This window comes from Geomonas agri (genome assembly GCF_020179605.1).
Taxonomy (GTDB): Bacteria; Desulfobacterota; Desulfuromonadia; order Geobacterales; family Geobacteraceae; genus Geomonas; species Geomonas agri.
Window position 1 is genome coordinate 622,394 of the sequence record NZ_JAINZO010000001.1, and the last position, 21,724, is coordinate 644,117.

The 21,724-nt window shown below is 59.2% G+C and carries 17 protein-coding genes; all 17 read left to right on the forward strand.

All coding sequences use genetic code 11. The features are described from left to right. The first annotated feature begins 116 nt into the window (after positions 1-116). The 17 genes from K7R21_RS02740 to K7R21_RS02820 all read left to right on the forward strand — a co-directional run bounded on the left by K7R21_RS02740 (position 117) and on the right by K7R21_RS02820 (position 21,719). Complete coding sequence (locus K7R21_RS02740) at positions 117-761, forward strand: metal-dependent transcriptional regulator (RefSeq protein WP_224981765.1); 645 nt, start codon at positions 117-119, stop codon at positions 759-761. 315 nt (positions 762-1,076) lie between these two features. Next, entirely contained in the window at positions 1,077-2,873 is a 1,797-nt protein-coding gene (locus K7R21_RS02745; RefSeq protein WP_224981766.1) for a methyl-accepting chemotaxis protein, read from the forward strand. Between the two features lie 18 nt (positions 2,874-2,891). Beyond that, the gene (locus K7R21_RS02750; RefSeq protein ID WP_224981767.1) at positions 2,892-3,251 is read left to right on the forward strand and encodes an STAS domain-containing protein; all 360 of its coding nucleotides are present in this window, start codon (positions 2,892-2,894) and stop codon (positions 3,249-3,251) included. Next, positions 3,251-3,616, forward strand: a complete 366-nt coding sequence (locus tag K7R21_RS02755) for a response regulator (protein ID WP_183346687.1) — start codon at positions 3,251-3,253, stop codon at positions 3,614-3,616. The genes K7R21_RS02750 and K7R21_RS02755 overlap by 1 nt, the downstream gene beginning before the upstream one ends. Beyond that, positions 3,613-5,706: a chemotaxis protein CheA gene (locus tag K7R21_RS02760; protein ID WP_224981768.1), complete on the forward strand. Its 2,094-nt coding sequence runs from the start codon at positions 3,613-3,615 to the stop codon at positions 5,704-5,706. Before K7R21_RS02755 ends, K7R21_RS02760 begins: the two co-directional genes overlap by 4 nt. A 48-nt stretch (positions 5,707-5,754) precedes the next feature. Further along, positions 5,755-6,609, forward strand: coding sequence for a CheR family methyltransferase (locus tag K7R21_RS02765; protein ID WP_404813618.1), 855 nt, complete (start codon positions 5,755-5,757; stop codon positions 6,607-6,609). Continuing rightward, a complete protein-coding gene (locus K7R21_RS02770; RefSeq protein ID WP_224981770.1) occupies positions 6,606-7,100 on the forward strand; it encodes a chemotaxis protein CheD in 495 nt (164 codons plus the stop codon). The genes K7R21_RS02765 and K7R21_RS02770 overlap by 4 nt, the downstream gene beginning before the upstream one ends. Further along, positions 7,101-8,168: a protein-glutamate methylesterase/protein-glutamine glutaminase gene (locus tag K7R21_RS02775; RefSeq protein WP_224981771.1), complete on the forward strand. Its 1,068-nt coding sequence runs from the start codon at positions 7,101-7,103 to the stop codon at positions 8,166-8,168. Between the two features lie 17 nt (positions 8,169-8,185). Beyond that, a complete protein-coding gene (locus tag K7R21_RS02780; RefSeq protein ID WP_224981772.1) occupies positions 8,186-9,421 on the forward strand; it encodes an EAL and HDOD domain-containing protein in 1,236 nt (411 codons plus the stop codon). A 197-nt stretch (positions 9,422-9,618) separates the two neighbouring features. Then, a complete protein-coding gene (kdsB, locus tag K7R21_RS02785) occupies positions 9,619-10,386 on the forward strand; it encodes a 3-deoxy-manno-octulosonate cytidylyltransferase (RefSeq protein ID WP_224981773.1) in 768 nt (255 codons plus the stop codon). Between the two features lie 149 nt (positions 10,387-10,535). Further along, on the forward strand, positions 10,536-12,140 hold the full coding sequence (locus K7R21_RS02790) for a CTP synthase (RefSeq protein WP_224981774.1): 1,605 nt from the start codon (positions 10,536-10,538) through the stop codon (positions 12,138-12,140). Between the two features lie 148 nt (positions 12,141-12,288). Further along, positions 12,289-13,113 carry a 3-deoxy-8-phosphooctulonate synthase gene (gene kdsA, locus K7R21_RS02795; protein ID WP_224981775.1) on the forward strand — a complete coding sequence of 275 codons (825 nt, stop codon included), beginning with the start codon at positions 12,289-12,291 and terminating at the stop codon, positions 13,111-13,113. Between the two features lie 181 nt (positions 13,114-13,294). After that, entirely contained in the window at positions 13,295-14,263 is a 969-nt protein-coding gene (locus K7R21_RS02800) for a KpsF/GutQ family sugar-phosphate isomerase (protein ID WP_224981776.1), read from the forward strand. Between the two features lie 166 nt (positions 14,264-14,429). Then, positions 14,430-14,945, forward strand: coding sequence for a KdsC family phosphatase (locus K7R21_RS02805; protein ID WP_224981777.1), 516 nt, complete (start codon positions 14,430-14,432; stop codon positions 14,943-14,945). 285 nt (positions 14,946-15,230) lie between these two features. Further along, on the forward strand, positions 15,231-16,520 hold the full coding sequence (locus K7R21_RS02810) for a nucleotide sugar dehydrogenase (protein ID WP_224981778.1): 1,290 nt from the start codon (positions 15,231-15,233) through the stop codon (positions 16,518-16,520). Positions 16,521-17,137: 617 nt separating this feature from the next. Then, positions 17,138-19,963 (forward strand): SLBB domain-containing protein, encoded by a 2,826-nt coding sequence (locus K7R21_RS02815; protein ID WP_224981779.1) that lies wholly within the window; start codon positions 17,138-17,140, stop codon positions 19,961-19,963. 580 nt (positions 19,964-20,543) lie between these two features. Further along, positions 20,544-21,719 carry a GumC family protein gene (locus tag K7R21_RS02820; RefSeq protein ID WP_224981780.1) on the forward strand — a complete coding sequence of 392 codons (1,176 nt, stop codon included), beginning with the start codon at positions 20,544-20,546 and terminating at the stop codon, positions 21,717-21,719. Positions 21,720-21,724: the final 5 nt, after the last annotated feature.

Genomic DNA, 21,724 nt, shown 5'->3' on the forward strand with positions numbered 1-21,724 from the left:
ATCCGCCCGAACCGGCTCTCGTTAAAGGACTTAAGAAGATGTTCGGCAAAAAAGGATAGAGTATAGCGCCCGTGGGCCGCAACGATGACCCCGAGTGAGGGTGAAAAGGAGAAGGTATGAAGCTTAGCGATAAAGCGGAAGAGATACTGGAGGCGCTCTGGATCGAGTCGGAGGAGAAGGGGATCGGCTACGCCGAACTGGACCGGATGGAGATCGCCGCGTCCGACCCCGCCTACCACGAACTCTCCGCGCAGGCCCTGGTGGAGATCAGGGACGGGCGCATCTACTTCCGCCCGGAGGGACGCGAGGAAGGGCGCATGACCATCAGGCGGCACCGCCTGGCCGAGAGGCTGATGATGGACGTGCTGAACATCAGGGGCGAAAGCGGTGACGTCAAGGCCTGCCAGTTCGAGCATCTCCTGAACGAAGGTGTGGACAGCAAGGTCTGCACCATGCTGAACCACCCGGCCACCTGCCCGCACGGCAAGCCGATCCCTCCCGGGGAGTGCTGCGAGGAGGCCCGCAAAAGCGGTGACCTCGGCGTGGTACCGCTCACCGAGTTGAAGCCTGGCGACGACGGCGACATCGCCTACATCCAGACCGAGGACAGCAAGAAAATGCAGAAGCTGATGGCGATGGGAGTGCTCCCGGGCAACCGGATCTCCCTGCTGCAGGCGTTCCCCTCCTATATCTTCCGGGTCGGGTTCTCCGAATTCGCCATCGACTCGGCCATGGCGCGCGAGATTTTCGTAAGGCGGTAGCTGGCGGGCCTGCGGCCCTGTCCAGACCACCCATGCAGCAACGAGGGCGTCCCTTCACGGGGGCGCCCTTTTTTGTGGTCAAAAGTTACCGACTTTATTGGCAATGCAGCGTTGGATCGGGGGCGGTGACCTGCCGGGTGCGGCAATAATGCCAATCAGGGCGCGCATTTCCCATTAAATTGCGGAAGTTTCGAATTACATGAGAAAAAGGCTTCAAGATCTGCCCAAGCCTGTCGATAAAATAACTCAACCGGGCCGCTCGGCAAAAAACTGGCTGGCCACGGTGGACAACCCTCACAGAGTAAAAGGAACGTTATGATAGCTGGCGGCAACGATAACGGCACCCAGGATTCGGAAGTCAGGGCGCTGGCGCCGGGATGGTCCGGTGTCCTGGCCAAGGCTGCGGTGGAACTGGCCGTGATTGCGGGGACCACCGAGGACGAGTTCCTGGCCATCGGCGGCAGGCTCCAGGACTTCTACCAGCGCGGGTTGGGGATCTCCGGTCTCGCCTCGGACATGGTGGGCGAGGTCGCGGGAGATCACGTGACCGGCGCCATGGACCGCCTGGGGGAGATGCTCGACCACATGGGACACTACGTGGACCGGGCCCAGAACGAGATCGAAGGGAGCGCCCAGACGCTGCGCGAGATCCTCGGGCTGCTGGAAAAGGTCAGTGATCCTCTCTCGGGATTCAAGAAGGTGAACAAGGTGCTGCGCATGCTGGGGATCTCGACCAAGATCGAAAGCGCGCGTTTGGGGCAGAGCGCCGCCGGGTTTGACACCCTGGCCAGCGACGTCGGCGAGCTCTCGGTACAGGTCAACGACAAGGCTGCCTTTATCATGAAGAGAAAGGACGACCTGGCACGGGAGATCGAGCAGACCCTGTCCGGAGTGCTGGAGGCAGGCGCCAAGCAGCATGACAAGGTCATCGAGGTGCTGGCGCGAACCAAGAAGAGCCTGCAGTCCCTCACCGATATCAACTCGCGCTGTTCCAGTTCTGTGGCGCTGGTCTCCGCCGTCTCCGACGAGGTGTACCGCTCCATCGGCGACGTGGTCATGTCCATGCAGGCCCACGATATCGTGCGCCAGCAGATCGAGCATGTCCATGAGGCGCTGGACGAGGTCAAGGACGGTCTCGACTCCGGCAGCTGCGGCGCGGACACGACCGCCACCATCTGCGAACTGCAGATAGCCCAGCTGCGCCACGCCTCTGACGAGCTGGACGGCGCGGTGCGGATCATCATTGAGAGCCTGAGGGAGGTGGCCAGGAAGCAGTCCGGCCTTTCCTCCCAAACCAGCGGCATGTCGGGCATCGCTGACCAGGCGGGGGGAAGCTTCTTCACCGGGATGGAACGGGATATCTCGGTGGTCTCGGACGCGCTTCTCGAAAGTTCCAAGGTGAACCAGGCGCTGTGCGTGGCCATGGCCACGGTGGCGGAGACGGTGGGGGAGATCGCCACCTTCGTCGGGGACATTGAGAAGATCGGCGAAGAGATCAAGCTGATCGCCTTGAACGCCCAGATCAAGTCGGCCTACACCGGCGACGAGGGGGCGGCGCTCGGGGTGCTTGCAGAGGCCATTCAACGTCTTTCCATCGACGCCATCGATCATACCGGGGCTGTCTCCGGGACGCTGCAGGGGATCATCGCGGTCACCGACCGGCTCAGCCAGGGGGTAAGCGTCGAGACCACGGGGCTGGAGAGCGAGGTGCACGGCATGGTGCAGACCCTTTCCGGTCTGGTGCAGACCCTGAGGCAGGTGAACGATACGCTGCAGCGCTCGCTGCACGAAATGGACGACTCCGTCACCCGGCTCTCCAACGATATCGAGCAGGTGGTGTCGGGGATCACGGTGCACCGCAAGGTGGCCCAGGTGCTGGAAGAGTCGATCCGGGCCATCTCCGGGGTTGCCACCGAAGCTCGCAGGCTGGCTCCGGCGGGCATGGGGGGCAATCTGGACCAACTTGCCCAGCGCTACACCATGCAGAGTGAACGCAGGATCCATGAATCGCTGAGCGGGCCCGCTACCGGCGGGAGGATGCCCACCCACTCTGCGCCGCCCCCGCCGGCGGCCGATGATGACGAGTTGGGCGGCAACGTGGAACTTTTCTAGATTAACGAGAGGACCTATATGGACGAAGTGAAGTTGGAACGGGTCAAAGACCCGCAGGGGGCAACACAGACGCTGATGGTTTCCGGCGGCGTCACCATCTGCGAGGCCCGGGATTTCCGGGACGCGCTCCTGGCGACACTTGAGGATGCACCGGAGGTGCGGGTGGATGTCTCCGCCCTGACCGGGATCGATCTTACCGGGCTGCAGCTATTGTGCTCGGCGCACCAGAGCGCGCTGCGCCGCGGCAAGACCCTGCACATATTCGACGGTGGCAACACCACCTTCCGTGAAGCGGCGACCGGCGCCGGATTTCAAAGGCAAACCGGGTGTCCGCAAGATCGAGCTTGCAGTTGCATCTGGGTAGGAGGAGAGAGCTAATGGCCAAAGTGATAATGACAGCGGATGATTCTGCCAGCGTACGGCAGATGGTGACCTTCACCCTGAAGCAGGGTGGCTACGATGTCGTGGAGGCCGTGGATGGTAAGGACGCGCTGCAAAAGCTTGCCAACACCAAGGTCGACATGCTGATCACCGACCTGAACATGCCCAACCTCGACGGCATCGGGCTGATCAAGGGGGCCAGGGCGTTGGCTAGCTGTAAGTTCATCCCCATCGTCATGCTGACGACTGAATCGCAGGATTCCAAGAAGCAGGAAGGGAAGGCCGCCGGGGCCACCGGCTGGATCGTGAAGCCCTTCAAACCGGAACAACTCATGGCGGTTGTGAAGAAGGTGCTGGGATGATCGACCTTCATCGGCAGGCATTCAAGGAAGAGGCATACGAGCTCCTGGCGGAACTGGAGAGTTCGCTGCTGGAGCTTGAGGAGCGGCCCGATGACCAGGATCTGATCGGCCGGGTGTTCCGGGCCATGCACACAATCAAGGGGTCCGGCTCCATGTTCGGTTTCGACGACATCGCGAGCTTTACCCACGAGGTGGAAACCGTCTTCGACATGGTGCGCAACGGCAAGTTAAGCGTCACCAGCCGGCTGGTGAACCTGACCCTGGCAGCCCGGGACCAGATCCGGGCCATGCTCGACGCCGCTGACAGCGGTGCGGAAACCGACCTGCAGGCGAGCGCCGGGATCATCGTCGGCCTGCGCGAATTGGCCGGTTTCGGCGGCAGCGGCGCGGCGGCAACGACCGAGCGACACGAGGAGGCGGAGCAACCGCAAAAAGACCCCGTCACCTACCGGATCCGCTTCGTCCCCCCGCGGGACATCTTCGTCTCCGGCACCAACCCCCTGAACCTGCTGGCCGAGATGAAGGAGCTGGGGACCTGTACCGTGGTGGCGCAGACCGATGGGTTCCCCCCGCTGGAGGAGATGGACCCCGAGGGGTGCTACGTATACTGGGACGTGATCCTCACCACCGACCAGGGTGAGAACGCGGTGCGCGACATCTTCATCTTCGTTGAGGACGACTGCGACCTGAAGATCGAAGTGGTGGCCGAGCACAACCGCTACGACGAGCAGCAGGACTACAAGAAACTGGGCGAGATCCTCCTGGAGCGGGGGGATATCACCCTGGATGAGATGAAGGCCGTCCTGGCACGCCAAAAGAGGTTCGGTGAGCTTGCGATCTCCGAGGGGATCATTCCCGAAGGGAAGGTGAAATCTGCCCTGGCGGAGCAAAAGCACGTCAAGGAGGTGCGCCAGGAGAAGCAGGTAGCGGAGGCATCCTCCAGTATCCGGGTCCCGGCCGAGCGGCTCGACCTCCTGGTCAACCTGGTGGGAGAGATGGTTACGGTGCAGGCGCGCCTGTCGCAGACCGCGGCCCATCGCGACGACGCGGAGCTCATGGCCATCGCCGAAGAGGTGGAGCGCCTCACCGCCGAGTTGCGCGACAGCGCCCTCAACATCCGCATGCTCCCCATCGGCAGCACCTTCAGCAAGTTCAAGCGCCTGGTGCGCGACCTTTCCGCCGAGTTGGGCAAGCAGATCGAGATGACAACGGAAGGTGAGGAGACCGAGCTGGACAAGACGGTGATCGAGAAGCTGAACGATCCGCTGGTGCACCTGATCCGGAACAGCATCGACCACGGCATCGAGCTTCCCGATGCGCGCGAGGCGGCTGGCAAGCCGGCGCGGGGCACCGTGCATCTTGCCGCCATCCACTCCGGCGACAGCGTGCTGATCACCATCGCCGACGACGGGGCCGGGCTGGACAAGGAGGCGATCCGCACCAAGGGGATCGAGCGCGGCATCATCTCCGCCAGCGCCGAACTTTCCGAGAAGGAGCTTTTCAACCTCATCTTCGCGCCGGGCTTCTCCACGGCCAAGACCGTCTCCTCGATCTCGGGGCGCGGCGTCGGCATGGACGTGGTGAAACGGGCCATCGAGGCGCTGCGCGGCAGCATCGACATCACCAGCGTACGCGGCCAGGGGACCCGCATCACCGTGAAGATCCCGCTCACCCTGGCCATCATCGAGAGCCTGCTGGTGAAGATCGGCAACGACGCTTTCATGCTGCCTCTGGCCATGGTCGACGAATGCGTCGAGCTGACCCGCGATGACGTGGCGCGCTCGCACGGCAGGAACCTCGCACACGTACGCGAGCACCTGGTCCCCTACATACCGCTCAGGCAGCATTTCCGCATCAGCGGCGAGCCGCCGGAGATCGAGCAGATCGTGATCACCCAGGTGAACGGGATGCGGGTCGGTTTCGTGGTGGACCACGTGATCGGTGAGCACCAGACGGTGATCAAGTCGCTGGGGCGTGCCTACAAGGACACCGAGGGGATCTCCGGAGCCACCATCCTCGGCGACGGTTCGGTGGCGCTGATACTGGACGTCCCGCAGCTGGTGCAGGCGGCCGAGATGGATCAGAACTGATGATGAGGGGAGGACGTAGCGCCTATGCAAGCAGCGAGGGCCGTTAACATGGCGGAATCTGGAGTCACCGAGCACAGCGCCACCCTGTCGGCGCGCGACTTCGGCAGGTTGAGCCGGTTTATCTACGACACCTGCGGCATCAAGATGCCGGATGTGAAAAAAACCATGCTGGAGGCGCGTCTGCAGAAGCGGCTCAGGAACCTCGGCATGCACAGCTTCACTGATTACTGCGACTTTCTCTTCTCCGCCGAGGGGATGGAGAAAGAGCTTGTGCAGATGCTGGACATGGTCACCACCAACAAGACCGACTTCTTCCGGGAGCCGGACCATTTCCACTACCTGACCCAGACGGTGCTCCCGGAATGGGTCAAGCGGCACCCCGGCGCCACCCTTTCCATCTGGAGCGCCGGATGCTCCTCCGGCGAGGAGCCCTATACGCTGTGCATGGTGCTCTCCGAATACGCCCTGCGCAACCCGGGGTTCGACTTCAGGATCCTGGCCACCGACATCTCCACCCGCGTGCTGGACAAGGCCAAGATGGCGATCTACACCGAGAGCCAGGTGGAGCCGGTGGCCATGGAACTCAAGAAAAAGTACCTGCTGCGCAGCAAGGACCGCTCCAGCGGCATGGTGCGCATCGTCCCGGAGTTGCGCGAGAAGGTGCGCTTTCGCCGCCTCAACTTCATGGACGAAGATTTCGGTATGCGCGAGCAGTTGGACATCATCTTCTGCCGCAACGTCATCATCTATTTCGACCGCCCCACCCAGGAGAAGCTGCTGCAGCGTTTCCACCGCCACATGAAGCCCGGCGCGTTCATCTTCATGGGGCACTCGGAGACTCTGAGCGGCCTCGACGTCCCGCTGGTGAGCGTCTACCCGACGGTGTATCGAAGGCCGCGATGATGCCGCCGACGCAGGGAAAGGTCGTCTTCCTGAAACCGGGCCAGATAATGGTAAGCTCTGAGCCTGTGCTGGTGACGACCCTGCTCGGATCCTGCGTCGCGGTCACCATTTTCAACTACCGGCTCCGGCTGGGGGCGATCTGCCACGCCCAGCTGCCCGGCACTGGCGACCTCTTTGACGCCCAGGACGGGCATCACGGCAAGTACGTCGACACCGCCATCAGGGCCATGCTGGAGCGGATGCTGCACCGGGGGGCGCTGCGCGGGGAACTGGAGGCGAAGGTCTTCGGCGGCGCCGACATGTTCGACGCCCTGGGCAGGTTGCGCAGCGTGGGACGGCAGAACGCGGAGATGGCGCTCAAGATCCTGGCGAACGAGTCGGTGCGTGTCGCCAAGCAGGACCTGGGAGGGGAGCGGGGCAGGAAGATCATCTTCCACTCCCACACCGGGGAAGTTCTTCTGAAACGGATGAGAAAATCAGGGGGTTGTTAGATGCCCAAGAAGATAAAGGTACTGATAGTGGACGACTCGGCCGTGGTGCGCCAGACCATGGTGGAGATCCTCTCCTCTGACCCGCAGATCGAGGTGATGTCGACCGCGGGCGACCCTTTCATCGCCGCGGACCGGATCAGGCAGGAAGTCCCGGACGTGATCACCCTCGACGTCGAGATGCCCAGGATGGACGGCATCACCTTCCTGCACAAGATCATGAGCCAGCATCCCATCCCGGTGGTGATGTGCTCGAGCCTCACCGAGAAGGGGTCCGAGACGGCCCTGAAGGCCCTGGAGTACGGGGCGGTGGAGATCATCCAGAAGCCGCGCCTGGGGACCAAGGCGTTCCTGGAAGAGTCCCGGGTGAGGATCTGCGACGCGGTGAAGGCGGCGAGCCAGGCACGGGTGCGGCGCGTTGCCGCGGTGACCCACCAGGTGGCGCCCAAGCTGACCGCCGACGTGATCATGGAAAAACCCAAGAGCCAGGCGATGATGCAGACCACCGAGAAGGTGGTGGTGGTCGGCGCCTCGACGGGGGGGACCGAGGCGTTGCGGACCTTTTTGGAGTCGCTGCCGGCGGACTGCCCCGGCATCGTCATCGTGCAGCACATGCCCGAGGGGTTCACCCGCGCCTTTTCGCAGCGACTGGATGGTCTGTGCCGGATCACCGTCAAGGAGGCGGAAAACAATGACACCGTGGTGCGCGGTCGGGCCCTGATCGCGCCGGGCAACCACCACCTGCTCTTGAAGCGCAGCGGCGCGCGTTACTACGTGGAAATCAAGGACGGGCCGCTGGTGTCGCGCCACCGCCCGTCGGTGGACGTGCTGTTTCGTTCCGCCGCCCGCTATGCCGGCAAGAACGCGGTAGGGGTGATCATGACCGGCATGGGGGACGACGGCGCCCACGGCATGCTGGAGATGAAGCAGGCCGGTGCCCTGAACATCGCCCAGGACGAAGCGAGCTGCATCGTTTTCGGGATGCCCAACGAGGCGATCAAGCTGGGAGGCGTCGACTACATCCGCCCCCTGGACGCCATCAGTCGGGAAGTATTGAAGCTCTGCAACTGATGCCCTGAGAGGTTTTCATGGTTGAGGAAAAGTTCTTCCTGGGGCGGCAGCCCATCCTGGACCGGACCCAGCAGATCATGGGGTTCGAACTCCTGTTCCGCTCGCCGGAGAGCCTGAACGCGGCCAACATCCTCGATGTGCAGGTGGCCAGCGCCAGCGTCATCGTCAACGCGCTGACCCAGTTCGGCATCCAGGACGTGCTCGGGCGCCACAAGGGTTTCTTCAACGTGACCCGCGAAGTGCTGATGAGTGACGCCGTGGAACTTCTGCCCAAGGACCGCGTGGTGATCGAACTCTTGGAGAGCATCGTCGCCGACGACGAGGTCTTCGAACGTTGCCGCACCCTCAAGAAACTCGGTTTCAGCCTCGCCCTCGACGACCACGTCTACTCTCCCGCCTTCCACGACATCTATCCCCTGGTCGACATAGTGAAAGTCGACGTGCTGGAAACGCCGGCAGAGTCGTTGCCGGAGATCGTCGAAAAGCTCAGGAAGTGGCGCCTCACCCTCTTGGCCGAAAAGGTCGAGAACGCTGAGCACTACAAGTTCTGCTCGCAGCTCGGCTTTGACCTGTTCCAGGGGTACTATTTCGCCCGACCGGTGGTGCTCAGGCAGAACAAGATCGACATCGGCAAGATCACCATGATGCAGCTTATGAAGCAGGTGATGGCTGATGCCGAGTGGAGCGAGATCGAAGAGACCTTCAAACAGAACCCCGGGCTCACCTACAACCTGCTGCGCCTGGTCAACTCCGTGGCCATCGGGCTTCGCGTGCGCATCAAGACCCTGCGCCATGCGCTCACCGTGCTCGGGCTGGAGCAGCTCAAGCGCTGGATCACCCTGGCCCTGTACGCCAGCAACGATCAAAACGGGGTGCAAAGCCCGCTGCTGGAGATGGCGGCCACACGCGGCAAGCTGATGGAACTCCTCATCATCGCCTCGAGGGGGCGGGGTGCTGCTGAGCTCGCGGACCAGGGCTTCATGGTGGGCATCCTCTCGCTCATCGACGTGCTGTTCGAGGATCGCATGGAGGAACTGGTCGGCAAGCTGAACCTGGTGGAAAACGTGAAGAGCGCGCTTTTGCACCACGAGGGGGACCTGGGGGAACTCCTCGTGCTGGCCGAACTGCTGGAACAGGCCGATTTCCCCGCCGTGAGCGAACAGTTGGGCGTCTGCGAACTGGAGCTGGACCAGCTGCTCTCCGCCCAACTGGAGACCTTCTCCTGGGCCGACAAGCTGAGCGCATCCCTCTAATTTCACTCCTTGACACAAACCTTTCTTTTGATGTAACTTGTTTCGTCCCGCCAGACAAGGGACGGAGCCAGCAGTTTAGGCTGCGCTCCACCGGCTAAAATCGCAGCAAAAGCCAGCCATCAAAAATCACCAAACCACAACCGCAACCAGGACTCGCTTCCGGCAGTGACCGGTGTGGGGTCGTACTGAGACGCCAAATGAAAATAACCGCGGTAATTCCCGCCAGGTATGCTTCTACGCGTTTTGAGGCCAAGGCATTGGCGGACATCATGGGAAAACCCATGGTGCAGCACGTGTACGAGCGCGCTTCCAAGGCTAACCTCGTTTCCGAAGTGATCGTGGCGACCGACGACGAGCGGATCGCCGCTGCGGTGCGCGCCTTCGGCGGTCGCGTGGAGATGACCTCGGTGGAGCATGAGACCGGGACCGACCGGCTGGCCGAAGTGGCGGCAAGGCTCGACGCCGACATCATTGTCAACGTGCAGGGCGACGAACCGCTCATCGATCCGGCCATGATCGACCAGGCCATCGCACCGATGCTGGAAGACCCGTCCATCCCGATGGCGACGCTTAAGTGCCGCATCAAGACGCTGCACGACTTTCTGTCCCCCAACGTGGTGAAGGTGGTTGCTGACCCGAAGGGGAACGTACTCTACTTCTCCCGTTCTCCGCTGCCGTTTTTCCGCGACAAGTGGAACGACCTGAAGGACGATGCCTTTTGCTGCGGTAAGCTGTTGTGCTACAAGCACGTCGGGCTGTACGTGTACCGCCGCGAGTTCCTGCCGGTCTTCGCCGCGCTGCCGCCGAGCTACCTGGAGATGGCCGAGAAACTCGAGCAGTTGCGGGTTCTGGAGAACGGCTACCGCATCAAGATCGTCGAGACCGAGTGCGAGTCGATAGGGGTGGACACCCCGGCCGACCTGGAGAAGGTGCTGGCAAAGCTAAAAGGCTTAAAAGCAGATTGAGATAAAGATTAAGATTAAGGTTCAGATTGAGATAGAGATTTAGCTTCAGGCAAAGACGAACACTTAAGAGAGGCGTAAACAAGCGGCTCCTTCAGATTTTCTACTTAGTCTTAATCTTGATCTCTATCTAGTTCATGGAGGTTTTTTCAGTGAAGACAAAATTCATCTTTGTTACCGGCGGCGTTGTCTCCTCCATAGGTAAGGGACTCGCCGCCGCTTCTTTGGGCGCTCTGCTGGAGGCACGGGGGCTTCGGGTCACTATCCAGAAACTGGATCCGTACATCAACGTCGATCCGGGCACCATGTCCCCGTTCCAGCATGGTGAGGTCTTCGTCACCGACGACGGCGCGGAGACAGACCTGGACCTCGGCCACTACGAGCGCTACACCTCCAGCAAGCTCTCCAAGAAGAGCAACTTCACCACGGGTCAGGTCTACTTCTCGGTCATCGAGAAGGAGCGTCGCGGCGACTACCTGGGTGGCACCGTGCAGGTCATCCCGCACATCACCGACCAGATCAAGGCCAACATCCTCGAGAACGCCAAGGGTAGCGACATCGCCATCGTCGAGATCGGCGGCACCGTGGGCGATATCGAGTCGCTGCCGTTCCTCGAGGCGATCCGCCAGTTGAAGAGCGATCGCGGCGCGGGCAACGTGCTCTACCTGCACGTCACCCTGGTTCCCTACATCAGGACCGCCGGCGAGTTGAAGACCAAGCCGACCCAGCACTCGGTCAAGGAGCTGCGCGAGATCGGTATCCAGCCCGACATCCTCTTGTGCCGCTGCGAGCAGGAGCTTCCCCAGGACATGAAGGCGAAAATCGCCCTGTTCTGTAACGTCGAGGAGAAGGCCGTCATCACCTCCCGCGACGCCGAGCACATCTACGCGGTGCCGCTGGCGCTGAACCTGGAAGGGCTCGACGACCAGGTGGTCGAGAAGCTGAACATCTGGACCAAGGCCCCGGACCTCTCCCACTGGCAGCAGGTGGTCTCCAAGCTGACCAACCCGGGCTGCGGCGAGGTTCGCATCGCCGTGGTCGGCAAGTACGTCGACCTCAAGGAATCCTACAAGTCGCTCTCCGAGGCGCTCACCCATGGCGGTATCGCCAACGACTGCCGCGTCACCCTGGTCTACCTCGACTCCGAGAAGATCGAGGAGGAAGGGGCGGACAAGTACCTCGCCGACGTGGACGGCATCCTGGTACCGGGCGGCTTCGGCGAGCGCGGCACCGAGGGTAAGATCAAGGCCATCGAGTACGCCCGCGTCAACAAGGTTCCCTTCTTCGGCATCTGCCTCGGCATGCAGATGGCTGCCGTCGAGTTCGCGCGCAACGTCTGCCAGCTCCCGGAGGCCTTCTCCAGCGAGTTCAAGCCCGCCTGCACCAGCCCGGTGATCCACCTGATGGAAGAGCAGAAGGGGGTCGACAAGAAGGGTGGCACCATGCGCCTGGGCGCGTACCCGTGCTCGCTCACCAAGGGGACCTTCGCGCAGAAGGCCTACGGCGCGACCGAGATCTCCGAGCGTCACCGTCACCGCTATGAGTTCAACAACGCCTTCCGCGCCGCGCTCGAGGAGAAGGGGCTGATCATCTCCGGCATCTACAAGGAAGGGAACCTGGTCGAGATCGTCGAACTGGCCGACCACCCCTGGTTCCTTGGGTGCCAGTTCCATCCGGAGTTCAAGTCCAAGCCGCTCAACCCGCACCCGCTGTTCAAGGCCTTCATCGGCGCCACCAAGGCAAGGAAAGGCAACTAGTAGCAATTGACAATTGACAATGGACAATTGACAACGCGTCCTTCACAATAGCGAAGGGCGCGTTGGACTTTGACAGTCCTACTTTTTTTAAGACAGTCTACGACGTTCGATCATTGAACGTCGTGCGGGATCTCTTCAAGGAGAAGTCATGATGAAGGAAGTCACTGTAGGTCAGATCAAGATTGGCGGCAACAGGCCGCTCGCGCTGGTGGCGGGCCCCTGCGTGATAGAGAACGAAACGGCGACGCTGCGTCACGCGGAGCGCCTGATGAGCATCTGCAACGGCGTCGGCATCCCGCTGATCTTCAAAGCCTCCTACGACAAGGCCAACCGCACCTCGGTCACCGCCTTCCGCGGTCCCGGCATGGACGAGGGGCTCAGGATCCTGGCCAAGGTAAAGGAAGCGCTGGGCGTTCCCGTCCTTTCCGACATCCATTCCATCGAGCAGGTCGAACCGGCCGCTGACGTGCTCGACGTGCTGCAGATCCCGGCGTTTCTCTGCCGCCAGACCGACCTGCTGGTCGCTGCCGCCAATACCGGTAAGGTCATCAACGTGAAGAAGGGGCAGTTCCTGGCACCGTGGGACATGAAGAACGTGGTCGGCAAGATCCGCTCCTGCGAGAACGAGAACATCATTCTCACCGAGCGCGGTGCCTCCTTCGGCTACAACAACCTCGTCGTCGACATGCGCAGCTTCCCCATCATGCGCTCCACCGGTTACCCGGTCATCTTCGACGCCACCCATAGCGTCCAGCTGCCTGGAGGTGAGGGTACCTCGTCGGGCGGCCAGCGCGAGTACGTGGAATTTCTCTCCCGCGCGGCGGTGGCAGCCGGTATCGACGGCATCTTCATGGAGGTGCATGAGGACCCTGAGCGCGCCCTGTGCGACGGCCCGAACTCCGTGCGCCTGGACGACCTGCCGGCACTTTTGAACAAACTGAAGGCTATCGACGCCATCGTGAAGCAGGCGTAAAGAAAAGTGTTCAAACAGGGATAAAGGGGATCAAAGGGATAACTGCAGAAAAGCGATCTTAACGCAAAGCCGCAAAGGCGCTAAGCAAAGATCGGTTTTGGTTTAACCCCCAGCTTGGTTTTTATCCTTTTTATCCCTTTTATCCCTGTTAATACGGTTTTGTCTTTGTAAGGAGTTGACCTTGATTTTAGAAGAAGCGAAGCGGGTAATCAGAGTAGAGGCTGAGGCGCTTTTGAACCTGGAGGCATCCATCGACCGGACCTTCGAGAAGGCCGTGGAGATGATACTGAACAGCACCACCGGTCGCGTCGTCGTCACCGGCATGGGCAAATCCGGCCTCATCGGCCAAAAGATAGCCTCCACCATGGCCTCCACTGGCACCCCCGCCTTTTTCCTGCACCCGGCGGAAGGGATCCACGGCGACCTGGGCATGATCATGAAGGGTGACGTCGTCATCGCCATCTCCAATTCCGGCGAGACCGACGAGGTGGTGCGCATCCTCCCCATCATCAAGCGCCTCGGTGCATCCCTGATCGCCATGGCCGGAAACCCCAACTCCACCCTGGCCAAGAGCGGCGATATCTTCCTCGACATCTCGGTGAAGGAGGAGGCGTGCCCGCTGGGGCTCGCCCCGACCGCATCTACCACCGTGACCCTGGCCATGGGCGACGCCATCGCCGTTGCGCTCCTGGTCAGCCGCGGCTTCAAGGCCGAGGACTTCGCCATGTTCCACCCCGGCGGCGCCTTGGGGCGGAGGCTGTTGCTGAAGGTCGAGGACATCATGCACTCCGGCGACGGGCTGCCGCTGGTTAGTGCCGCGACCCTGATGCGCGAGGCCCTTTTCACCATCACCTCCAAGGGGCTGGGTATTACCGGCGTCACCGCCGATGACGGTGCCTTGGTCGGCGTCATCACCGATGGCGACCTGCGCCGGGCCCTGGGGCAGGGGCTCGACATCATTAACCTGCCGGCCTCGGCGCTGATGAAGAAGGGCCCCAAGCGGATTCGCCGCGACGAGCTGGCGGCGCGAGCCCTGCAGCAGATGGAGCAGTACTCCATCACTTCGCTCTTCGTTTTCTCCGACGACGACGCCACTGCGCCGGTCGGCATCGTGCACCTGCACGACCTGTTGAAAGCGGGCATAGCATAAAGAAGCACATCGAATCGAACAGGGATACAAGGGATACAGGGGATAAAGGCACACAACCACTCATGGTGTTGTAGTTATCCCCGATCCGTTTTTGTACGGTTTTGATTTATCCCTTTTATCCCCTTTATCCCTGTTAAATGTTTTTGGGGTATCCAGTGAGGTTTTCATGGAAGAAAGACTGAAAAAGATCAAGCTCTTGATACTCGATGTGGACGGTGTGCTCACCGACGGACGCATCATCTTCGACTCCAACGGCGTGGAGAGCAAGTTCTTCAACGTAAAGGACGGGCATGGCATCAAGATGCTGCAGCGTTCCGGGATCGAAGTCGGCATCATCTCCGGTCGGGAGTCGCAGGTGGTCTATAACCGCGCTGTCGAACTTGGCATCGGGCAGGTCTACCAGAAATCCCTGGACAAGCTGGTCCCTTACCGCCAGATGCTGGAAGCGACCGGCCTTTGTGACGAGCAGGTCGCCTTCATGGGTGACGACGTCATCGATATACCGCTCCTGAAACGAGTCGGCTTCGCTGCCGCACCTGCCGACGCCGTCCAGGAGGTGCTTCCCTTCGCCCACTTCGTCGCCCGGAACCGTGGCGGCTGGGGGGCGGTGCGCGAACTCTGCGACCTGATCCTCAAGGCTCAAGGCACATGGGAGAGCGTGACCTCCAGGTATTACGTCTAGGACGGTCGCACGCTGTACAGATAAAAACAAGCAACTTCTCGCCCCACAGAGAGAGTGTTGCCGCAGCATTGAGCAACATTACATGGAGGCACGAAAAGGGATGTCTGTGACTCAGATATCCCTTTTCTTTTACCTGGAAAAAACTCCTCCTTTGGCTGTCTCGTATTTTTTTCGTCATCCAGTTCCTTTAGTGAGAAAGTTCTGATACACTGACTCCTCATTTACCAGAGCTTTGCAATTCTCTTTCTGGCACGACTGCATTCCATTGCTTAGGGAGTTCCTGTGATGTTAAAGCACGACCGAGTCGTTTCAGTCATCGGGCTTGGCTATGTCGGCCTTCCCGTGGCGGTAGCCTTTGGCAAAGTACGCAGATGCTACGGTTTTGACATAAACGCAACCCGCATCGAAGAACTGAAAAAAGGGTACGACCGCACCGGAGAGGTGACGGCACAGGATCTGCGCGAGGCAGACATCGTCTTCACCGACAGCATCGACGTCCTCAGGGAGGCCGACTTCCACATCGTTGCCGTGCCCACCCCCGTGGACTGCGCCAACCAACCGGACCTGACCCCGATGCTGCGCGCCTCCGAGACGGTGGGGCGTGCTTTGAAGAACGGTGACATCGTCGTCTACGAGTCCACGGTCTACCCTGGCGTGACCCAGGACGAATGCGTCCCCATACTCGAGCGTTTCTCCGGACTGGTATGCGGCACCGATTTCTTCGTCGGGTACAGCCCGGAGCGCATAAACCCCGGCGACAAGGAACACACCTTCACCAAGATCAAGAAGGTCGTCTCCGGGCAGGATGCCGCAACGCTTCAGATCGTGGGGGACGTCTACGAGTCGGTGGTCACCGCGGGCGTGCACCGTGCCCCCTCCATCATGGTTGCGGAGGCCGCCAAGGTCATCGAGAACACCCAGCGCGACCTCAACATCGCCCTGATGAACGAACTGGCCCTCATCTTCGACCGCATGGGCATCGACACCAACTCCGTGCTGGAGGCGGCCGGGACCAAGTGGAACTTCCTTAAATTCCAGCCCGGCCTGGTCGGGGGGCACTGCATCGGGGTAGATCCGTACTACCTGACCCATAAGGCCGAGAAGATCGGCTACATCCCCCAGGTCATCCTCGCCGGGCGGCGCATCAACGACGGTATGGGGAAGTTCATTGCCCAGCGCACCGTGAAGGAGATGATCCGCGCCGGACACAACGTGCGCGGCGTGCGCATTACCGTGCTCGGCCTCACCTTCAAGGAAGACTGTCCCGACCTGCGCAACTCCAAGGTGGTCGACATCATCCACGAACTCCAGGACTACGGCATCGAGGTCCAGGTGAGCGACCCCCTGGCCGACCCGGATGAGGCACGGCACGAGTATGGCGTCACCCTGACCCCCGCCGACAAGCTGCAGGTCGCCGAGGCAGTCGTGATAGCAGTGGCGCACAAGGAGTACCGATGCCTGACCCCGGCCCAGCTCACGGCGATGATGAAAGACTCGCCGCTCGTCATCGACGTGAAAGGCATCTTCAACCCGGAGCAAATGGCAGAACACGGCATCCGGCTCTGGAGATTGTAGGACGACCATGCGGCACTGGTAATGCAATGTTATCGTGCCGCTCAGTCAAATTTCAGACACTGGCTTTGTCTTTGACACTTCTTTACCCTCAGCGCCCTGAAAAAATCTGTACTCTTTCCTTCCGTGATCGTCCGCTATGCCAGTGCTGAATAAAAAATTAGCAGTCAGTTCCCATTCAAATATTTTCTGATACACTCTCAAACGACCTATAACTTAGTGAGGATGAGAAGAAAATTCATATCGATCTAGGTGATGAACTGTCCCCTCATTAACTGGCCAGCACAATTTAGGTTCTGTCCATGAGGATTCCGGCACGAAATCTGCTCTTGTTGATGTTGTCTGCACTCTCATGCAGTGTTGGCTGAGATGCAACTACAGATCTGCAGATGCCGTTGTTTTTGCATTTACAACACCCTGCGTAAGTGGTATAGAGTAAAGCCTGATCATTAGTAACGACTTTTTTTGATTGGGTGCAGTTGTGTCGGCTCTGCCCGTATCATATACAGGCAGTAATCGGTATTGCCACAGAAGAAGAACCCTCCGTGTTCTTGTGAGCTGCTGTCTGGTCCGCTACTGCTGTTCCCGCCTTCCTGGTAATCTTTGAGGTACAACCACGTATGAAAAGAATCCTGTTTCTTGCTGCAACGTTTGCGCTGCTGGTCGCTGTAACCGCTTTTCCTGCCTTGTCCGCCACGGAAACCAACTCATACTCAAGGTCAAACGCTTCTCCCGCGTTCGCCAACGACGAAAGCGATACGCAGGAAATCAACTCCGACTATTTCAACACCAAATCCTCCGAAGATGACGAATCGGATTCCATGGATGACGAGGAATCCCAGGATTACTCCCAACGCAAGGATGTCCGGCAGCTAGACCAGCAAAAGTCCGACGGTACCGCTTCGCGCCGATCCTATGACCAGTCCAGGGATGAGCAGGTAGACTCCACTGCGGATAATGGCAAAGATGATTTTTCTGCCAAGGATGGCAAAGAGACAAAGGACCTCTCTGACAGCAAGGACGGCACTGACTCCAGGGACCTGGGTGAGCGCAAAAGCGTCAAGGATCGTAAAGACCGCAAGGACGACAAGGAAGACAAGGACAGCAGCAAACAGCGAGGCGCCAAAAAGCGAAAGGTAGCAAAGGACAGCAAAAAGAAGAAGAGCCAGAAGAAGGTCGTCAAGAAGCGGGTTGAACCCGAAGAACTTTCAGTTTTGGAAAAGGCCATGGGCGAGATGCCCACAACCTTGGATAAATCCCGCCCTCAGCCGTACGGCTGGGACCAACTCACACAGTTCGGCTACAACTTCTTCAAGCACGACGAGGATCCCTTCGCCTCCCAGACGGATGTGCCGGTAGGCCCCGACTACATAGTCGGTGCCGGGGACCGCATGACCCTGACCGTCTGGGGGAGCCTCAATGGCAAGTACAACCTCGAGGTGAACCGAAGCGGCGACGTTGTGGTCCCCAAGGTCGGTGCCGTCAGGGTGGCGGGGCAGCCGTTCGGCCAGTTGCCGACAATCCTGAAGGGCGCCATTGGCCGCATCTACAAGGACTTCCAGCTCAACGTCAACGTCGCCAACGTGCGGATGGTGAAGGTGTATGTGGTCGGAGAGGTAGCGGCTCCTGGCGACTACAACGTGAGTTCCCTTTCAACCGTCATCAACGCCCTGTCCGCGGCAGGAGGCCCTACTAAAAGCGGCAGCCTCAGGAACATCCAGATCAACAGGGGCGGCAAGGTTGTCGAGACCGTCGACCTCTATGACTTCTTCCTCAAAGGGGATAAGAGTAAGGACATCAGGCTGCAGCCTGGCGATACCATCCTGGTACCCGTCTTAGGCCATGTCGCCGGTGTTGCGGGCAACGTCCGTCGCCCCGGAATCTATGAACTCAAAGACGAGAACTCCATCAAGGACATCCTTACCCTCTGCGGGGGGATCAACGCGACGGGCTACCTGCAGCGGGTGCAGCTCTACCGAGTCCAGGCGCATGACAAGAAGATGGTCACCGACTTCAGCCTCGATTTGAGCGGGACTGAGGGTGACAAGCAGACCGCCGCAATCAGGCTGCAGGACATGGACTTGGTCAACGTACTTCCCATCGACGGCGTCCTCCGCGGCTATGTGCGTCTTGAGGGACACGTGCTTAGACCGGGGGACTACGCACTTAAGCCTGGCATGAGAGTCAGTGCCCTGATCAAGGGCGACAACCTGCTGCCGCAGTACCATGCGGGTGCCGGGCAGATTACCCGCCTGTTTCCCCCCGACATGCATCCCGAGCTTGTGTACTTCGACGTCACCCGCGCCCTCAAGGGAGATGCGGATCAGGACCTTGAGCTCAAGGAGTTTGACCGGGTGAAGATCTTCGCTCGCGACCAGATGCAGGAGATCCCCGCAGTGAAGGTAAGCGGCGAGGTGCAGAAGCCCGGTCAGTTCCGGTACCTGGACAACATGACGGTACGCGACCTGCTGATGCAGGCAGGCAACGTCAAGCTGTCGGCCTACCTGAAAAGCGCGGAGATAACCAGGATCAAGCGTAACGGCGATGCAGTCACCTCCTACTCGATTACCATAGACCTGGAAAAAGCACTGCAGGGCGGGGCTGAAGATTTTAAGCTGGAGCCGTTTGATGAACTGACCGTGCGTCGCATTCCCAACTGGGCAGAGGCTACCGAACGTTACGTAACCCTTAAGGGGGAAGTCAGGTTCCCCGGCACCTATCCGATTTACAAGGGTGAACGGCTCAGTTCCGTCATTAATCGCGCCGGGGGCTTTACCGACTTGGCCTACTTAAAGGGTGCTCGCTTCACCAGGGAAGCAGTGCGGAAGCTGCAGCAGCAGCGTATGGATGAGGCGCTAGAAAAATCGCAGGAGAAGATCATCAACCTTCAGGCCCAGGTCTCTCAGACGGCGGCATCTGCTGAGGAAGTGGCAAGCTCAAAAACCACTTTGGACAACCTGATGCAGAGTATCGAGCTTCTGAAAAAGAGAAAAGCTGAAGGACGCGTGGTAATGGAGATTGCTTCCTTAGAAGAGTTGAAGGGGGGCGCATACGATCTGGAACTGCAGGGAGGTGACCAACTCGTCGTTCCCAGCGATCCTGGCGGCGTTAACGTGATCGGCGACGTCTACAACCAGAGCACGGTTGTCACCCAGCGTGGCCATGACATAGAGTGGTATTTGAAGCAGGTAGGAGGGCCGACCGGCGACGCCGATATGGACAGCATCTACGTTGTTAAGGTCGACGGCTCTGTCATCAGCCAGGCCAACTCCTCTAAATTCATGTTCTACAACTCCTTCTGGGGCAAGAAGCTCGACTCTGGCGACACCATTATCGTGCCGAGGCAGTACGAAAAGACCGCCTGGCTCAGAGGCGCCAAGGACATCGCTTCGGTCATAGGCAACATTGCGGTGACTGCCGGCGTTCTCGTTGCGGCGGGGCTTTAAGCTTGCCTGACGTTTCATAAATGCAACTCAGATCTGTGCAGGTATTAATGTAACCAATAGAAAACGACAGTAGCGGGAAGTTTCCTGCTGGAACTTTTGCGGATTATGGTCAAGCGCAAGGCTCTCATTATCAAGGTCTGCGGTCTTGCCGCCGCGATATCCGTTGCCTCTCCCCACTGATCCCGGTGGCATCAACGTGATCGGCGACGTCTACAACCTGAGTTCCGTGGTGACACGGCGCGGTCGTGAGCTCGAGTGGCATCTGCGACCGGTCGGCGGTCCCACGGGGATGCGGACTGGTATGACATCTACGTCGTCAAGCTGGACGGCTCCATCATCAGCCAGGCCAGCTCCTCGATAATCATGTTTTACAACTCCTTCTGGGGCAAGAACGGGATTCAGGAAACACCATCATGGTGCCGAGGCTGTACGAAAGGACCGCATGGCTAAAGGAACATCAAGGAAATTGCTAAGATTATTGGCTACATAGCCGTGACTGCGGGTGTTATTCTTTCCGCAGGTAACTAGAAGTGACTTAATCGCGTGAGGGACCGCGGTAGAGAGGTATTCAAGGGACTGTATGAAATCACAAGATGTTTTTGACGACCGGGAAGTAAATCTAGTAGGCCTATTGTTTATCTTACTTAAACGAAAAAAACTAATAATGTCCATTTGTGGTTTCACAGTCTTGGTGTCAGTTGTTTACAGCCTGAGACTTCCCAACATTTATTCAGCTACGGCCAAGATTCTCCCCCCTCAAAAGGAGAGTGGTGGGGCTTTGTCGGCTCTAGTCGGACAGGCGGGGGGGTTAGCAGGGCTAGCAGCGTCTGGGCTTGGGGGGGGCGATCTCTACCTGGGGATTTTAAAAAGTCGTTCAGTTGCTGACGGTGTAATAAATAAACTGGACCTGATGAAGGTTTACGAGGTAGACACCCTTGAACAGGCCCGGCTCACGCTTCAGGGCCGCACCATTGTTCAAGGTGGAAAAGATGGGATCATCTCTATCACTACCGAGGATAAAGACCCGAAACTCTCAGCCTTATTAGCCAATACAATTGTTGAAGAACTTGGTACGACTACAGTTCGGTTGAATCTATCTAAAGCAGGAACTGAGAGAGCTTTTCTGGAAAAGCGACTTGATGTAGTCAAGAAAGATCTAAAGATTGCAGAAGAGAATTTAAAAACCTTTTGCTCAGAGCATAAAATTGTTCAGGTCGACTCGCAAACAAAAGCCTCTGTTGAATCAGTGGCGCGAATGAAAGCTGAACTTGCAAATCGGGAGATTCAGCTTTCGATAGTAAGGGCCAAGCAGACGGATGAAAGCCCTGATATTAAAGCCCTGCAGAGTGGGATTAGACAACTTAAGAATGAAATACAACGGATCTCAGGGAGTAGTGTTTCTGCTGAGGGAATCCCATCGGTAGGCAGTGTGCCGAGCCTTGGCCTTGAATATACCCGGAGACTTCGCGAACTGAAAACACAAGAGGCGATCTTGGAGCAGTTGACTAAACAGTACGAAGTAGCAAAGCTGGGCGAAGCTAAGGATTCTTCTGCATTTCAAGTGCTTGATGAAGCCGTTGTCCCCATTAAAAAAAGTAAACCGTCTCGCGCTCGAATAGTGATTTTAGCAACGATTTCAGGAGGTATCCTTTCAGTGCTACTGGCCTTTCTGTTAGAATGGATTGGCAACCTTGAGGATGCTGAAAAAGAGCTGTTAAATAGAATCAAACGAGAAATATTTTCGGTGCGGTCTTGACTGTA

Bases quoted from the DNA above. Each gene is read 5' to 3' on its own strand.
- K7R21_RS02810 (WP_224981778.1), top strand. From the start codon at position 15,231: ATGTTAAAGCACGACCGAGTCGTTTCAGTCATCGGGCTTGGCTATGTC.
- kdsA (WP_224981775.1), top strand. From the start codon at position 12,289: ATGATGAAGGAAGTCACTGTAGGTCAGATCAAGATTGGCGGCAACAGG.
- K7R21_RS02740 (WP_224981765.1), top strand. From the start codon at position 117: ATGAAGCTTAGCGATAAAGCGGAAGAGATACTGGAGGCGCTCTGGATC.
- K7R21_RS02775 (WP_224981771.1), top strand. From the start codon at position 7,101: ATGCCCAAGAAGATAAAGGTACTGATAGTGGACGACTCGGCCGTGGTG.
- K7R21_RS02760 (WP_224981768.1), top strand. From the start codon at position 3,613: ATGATCGACCTTCATCGGCAGGCATTCAAGGAAGAGGCATACGAGCTC.
- K7R21_RS02765 (WP_404813618.1), top strand. From the start codon at position 5,755: ATGGCGGAATCTGGAGTCACCGAGCACAGCGCCACCCTGTCGGCGCGC.
- K7R21_RS02750 (WP_224981767.1), top strand. From the start codon at position 2,892: ATGGACGAAGTGAAGTTGGAACGGGTCAAAGACCCGCAGGGGGCAACA.
- K7R21_RS02745 (WP_224981766.1), top strand. From the start codon at position 1,077: ATGATAGCTGGCGGCAACGATAACGGCACCCAGGATTCGGAAGTCAGG.
- K7R21_RS02770 (WP_224981770.1), top strand. From the start codon at position 6,606: ATGATGCCGCCGACGCAGGGAAAGGTCGTCTTCCTGAAACCGGGCCAG.
- K7R21_RS02820 (WP_224981780.1), top strand. From the start codon at position 20,544: ATGAAATCACAAGATGTTTTTGACGACCGGGAAGTAAATCTAGTAGGC.
- kdsB (WP_224981773.1), top strand. From the start codon at position 9,619: ATGAAAATAACCGCGGTAATTCCCGCCAGGTATGCTTCTACGCGTTTT.
- K7R21_RS02805 (WP_224981777.1), top strand. From the start codon at position 14,430: ATGGAAGAAAGACTGAAAAAGATCAAGCTCTTGATACTCGATGTGGAC.
- K7R21_RS02815 (WP_224981779.1), top strand. From the start codon at position 17,138: ATGAAAAGAATCCTGTTTCTTGCTGCAACGTTTGCGCTGCTGGTCGCT.
- K7R21_RS02755 (WP_183346687.1), top strand. From the start codon at position 3,251: ATGGCCAAAGTGATAATGACAGCGGATGATTCTGCCAGCGTACGGCAG.
- K7R21_RS02780 (WP_224981772.1), top strand. From the start codon at position 8,186: ATGGTTGAGGAAAAGTTCTTCCTGGGGCGGCAGCCCATCCTGGACCGG.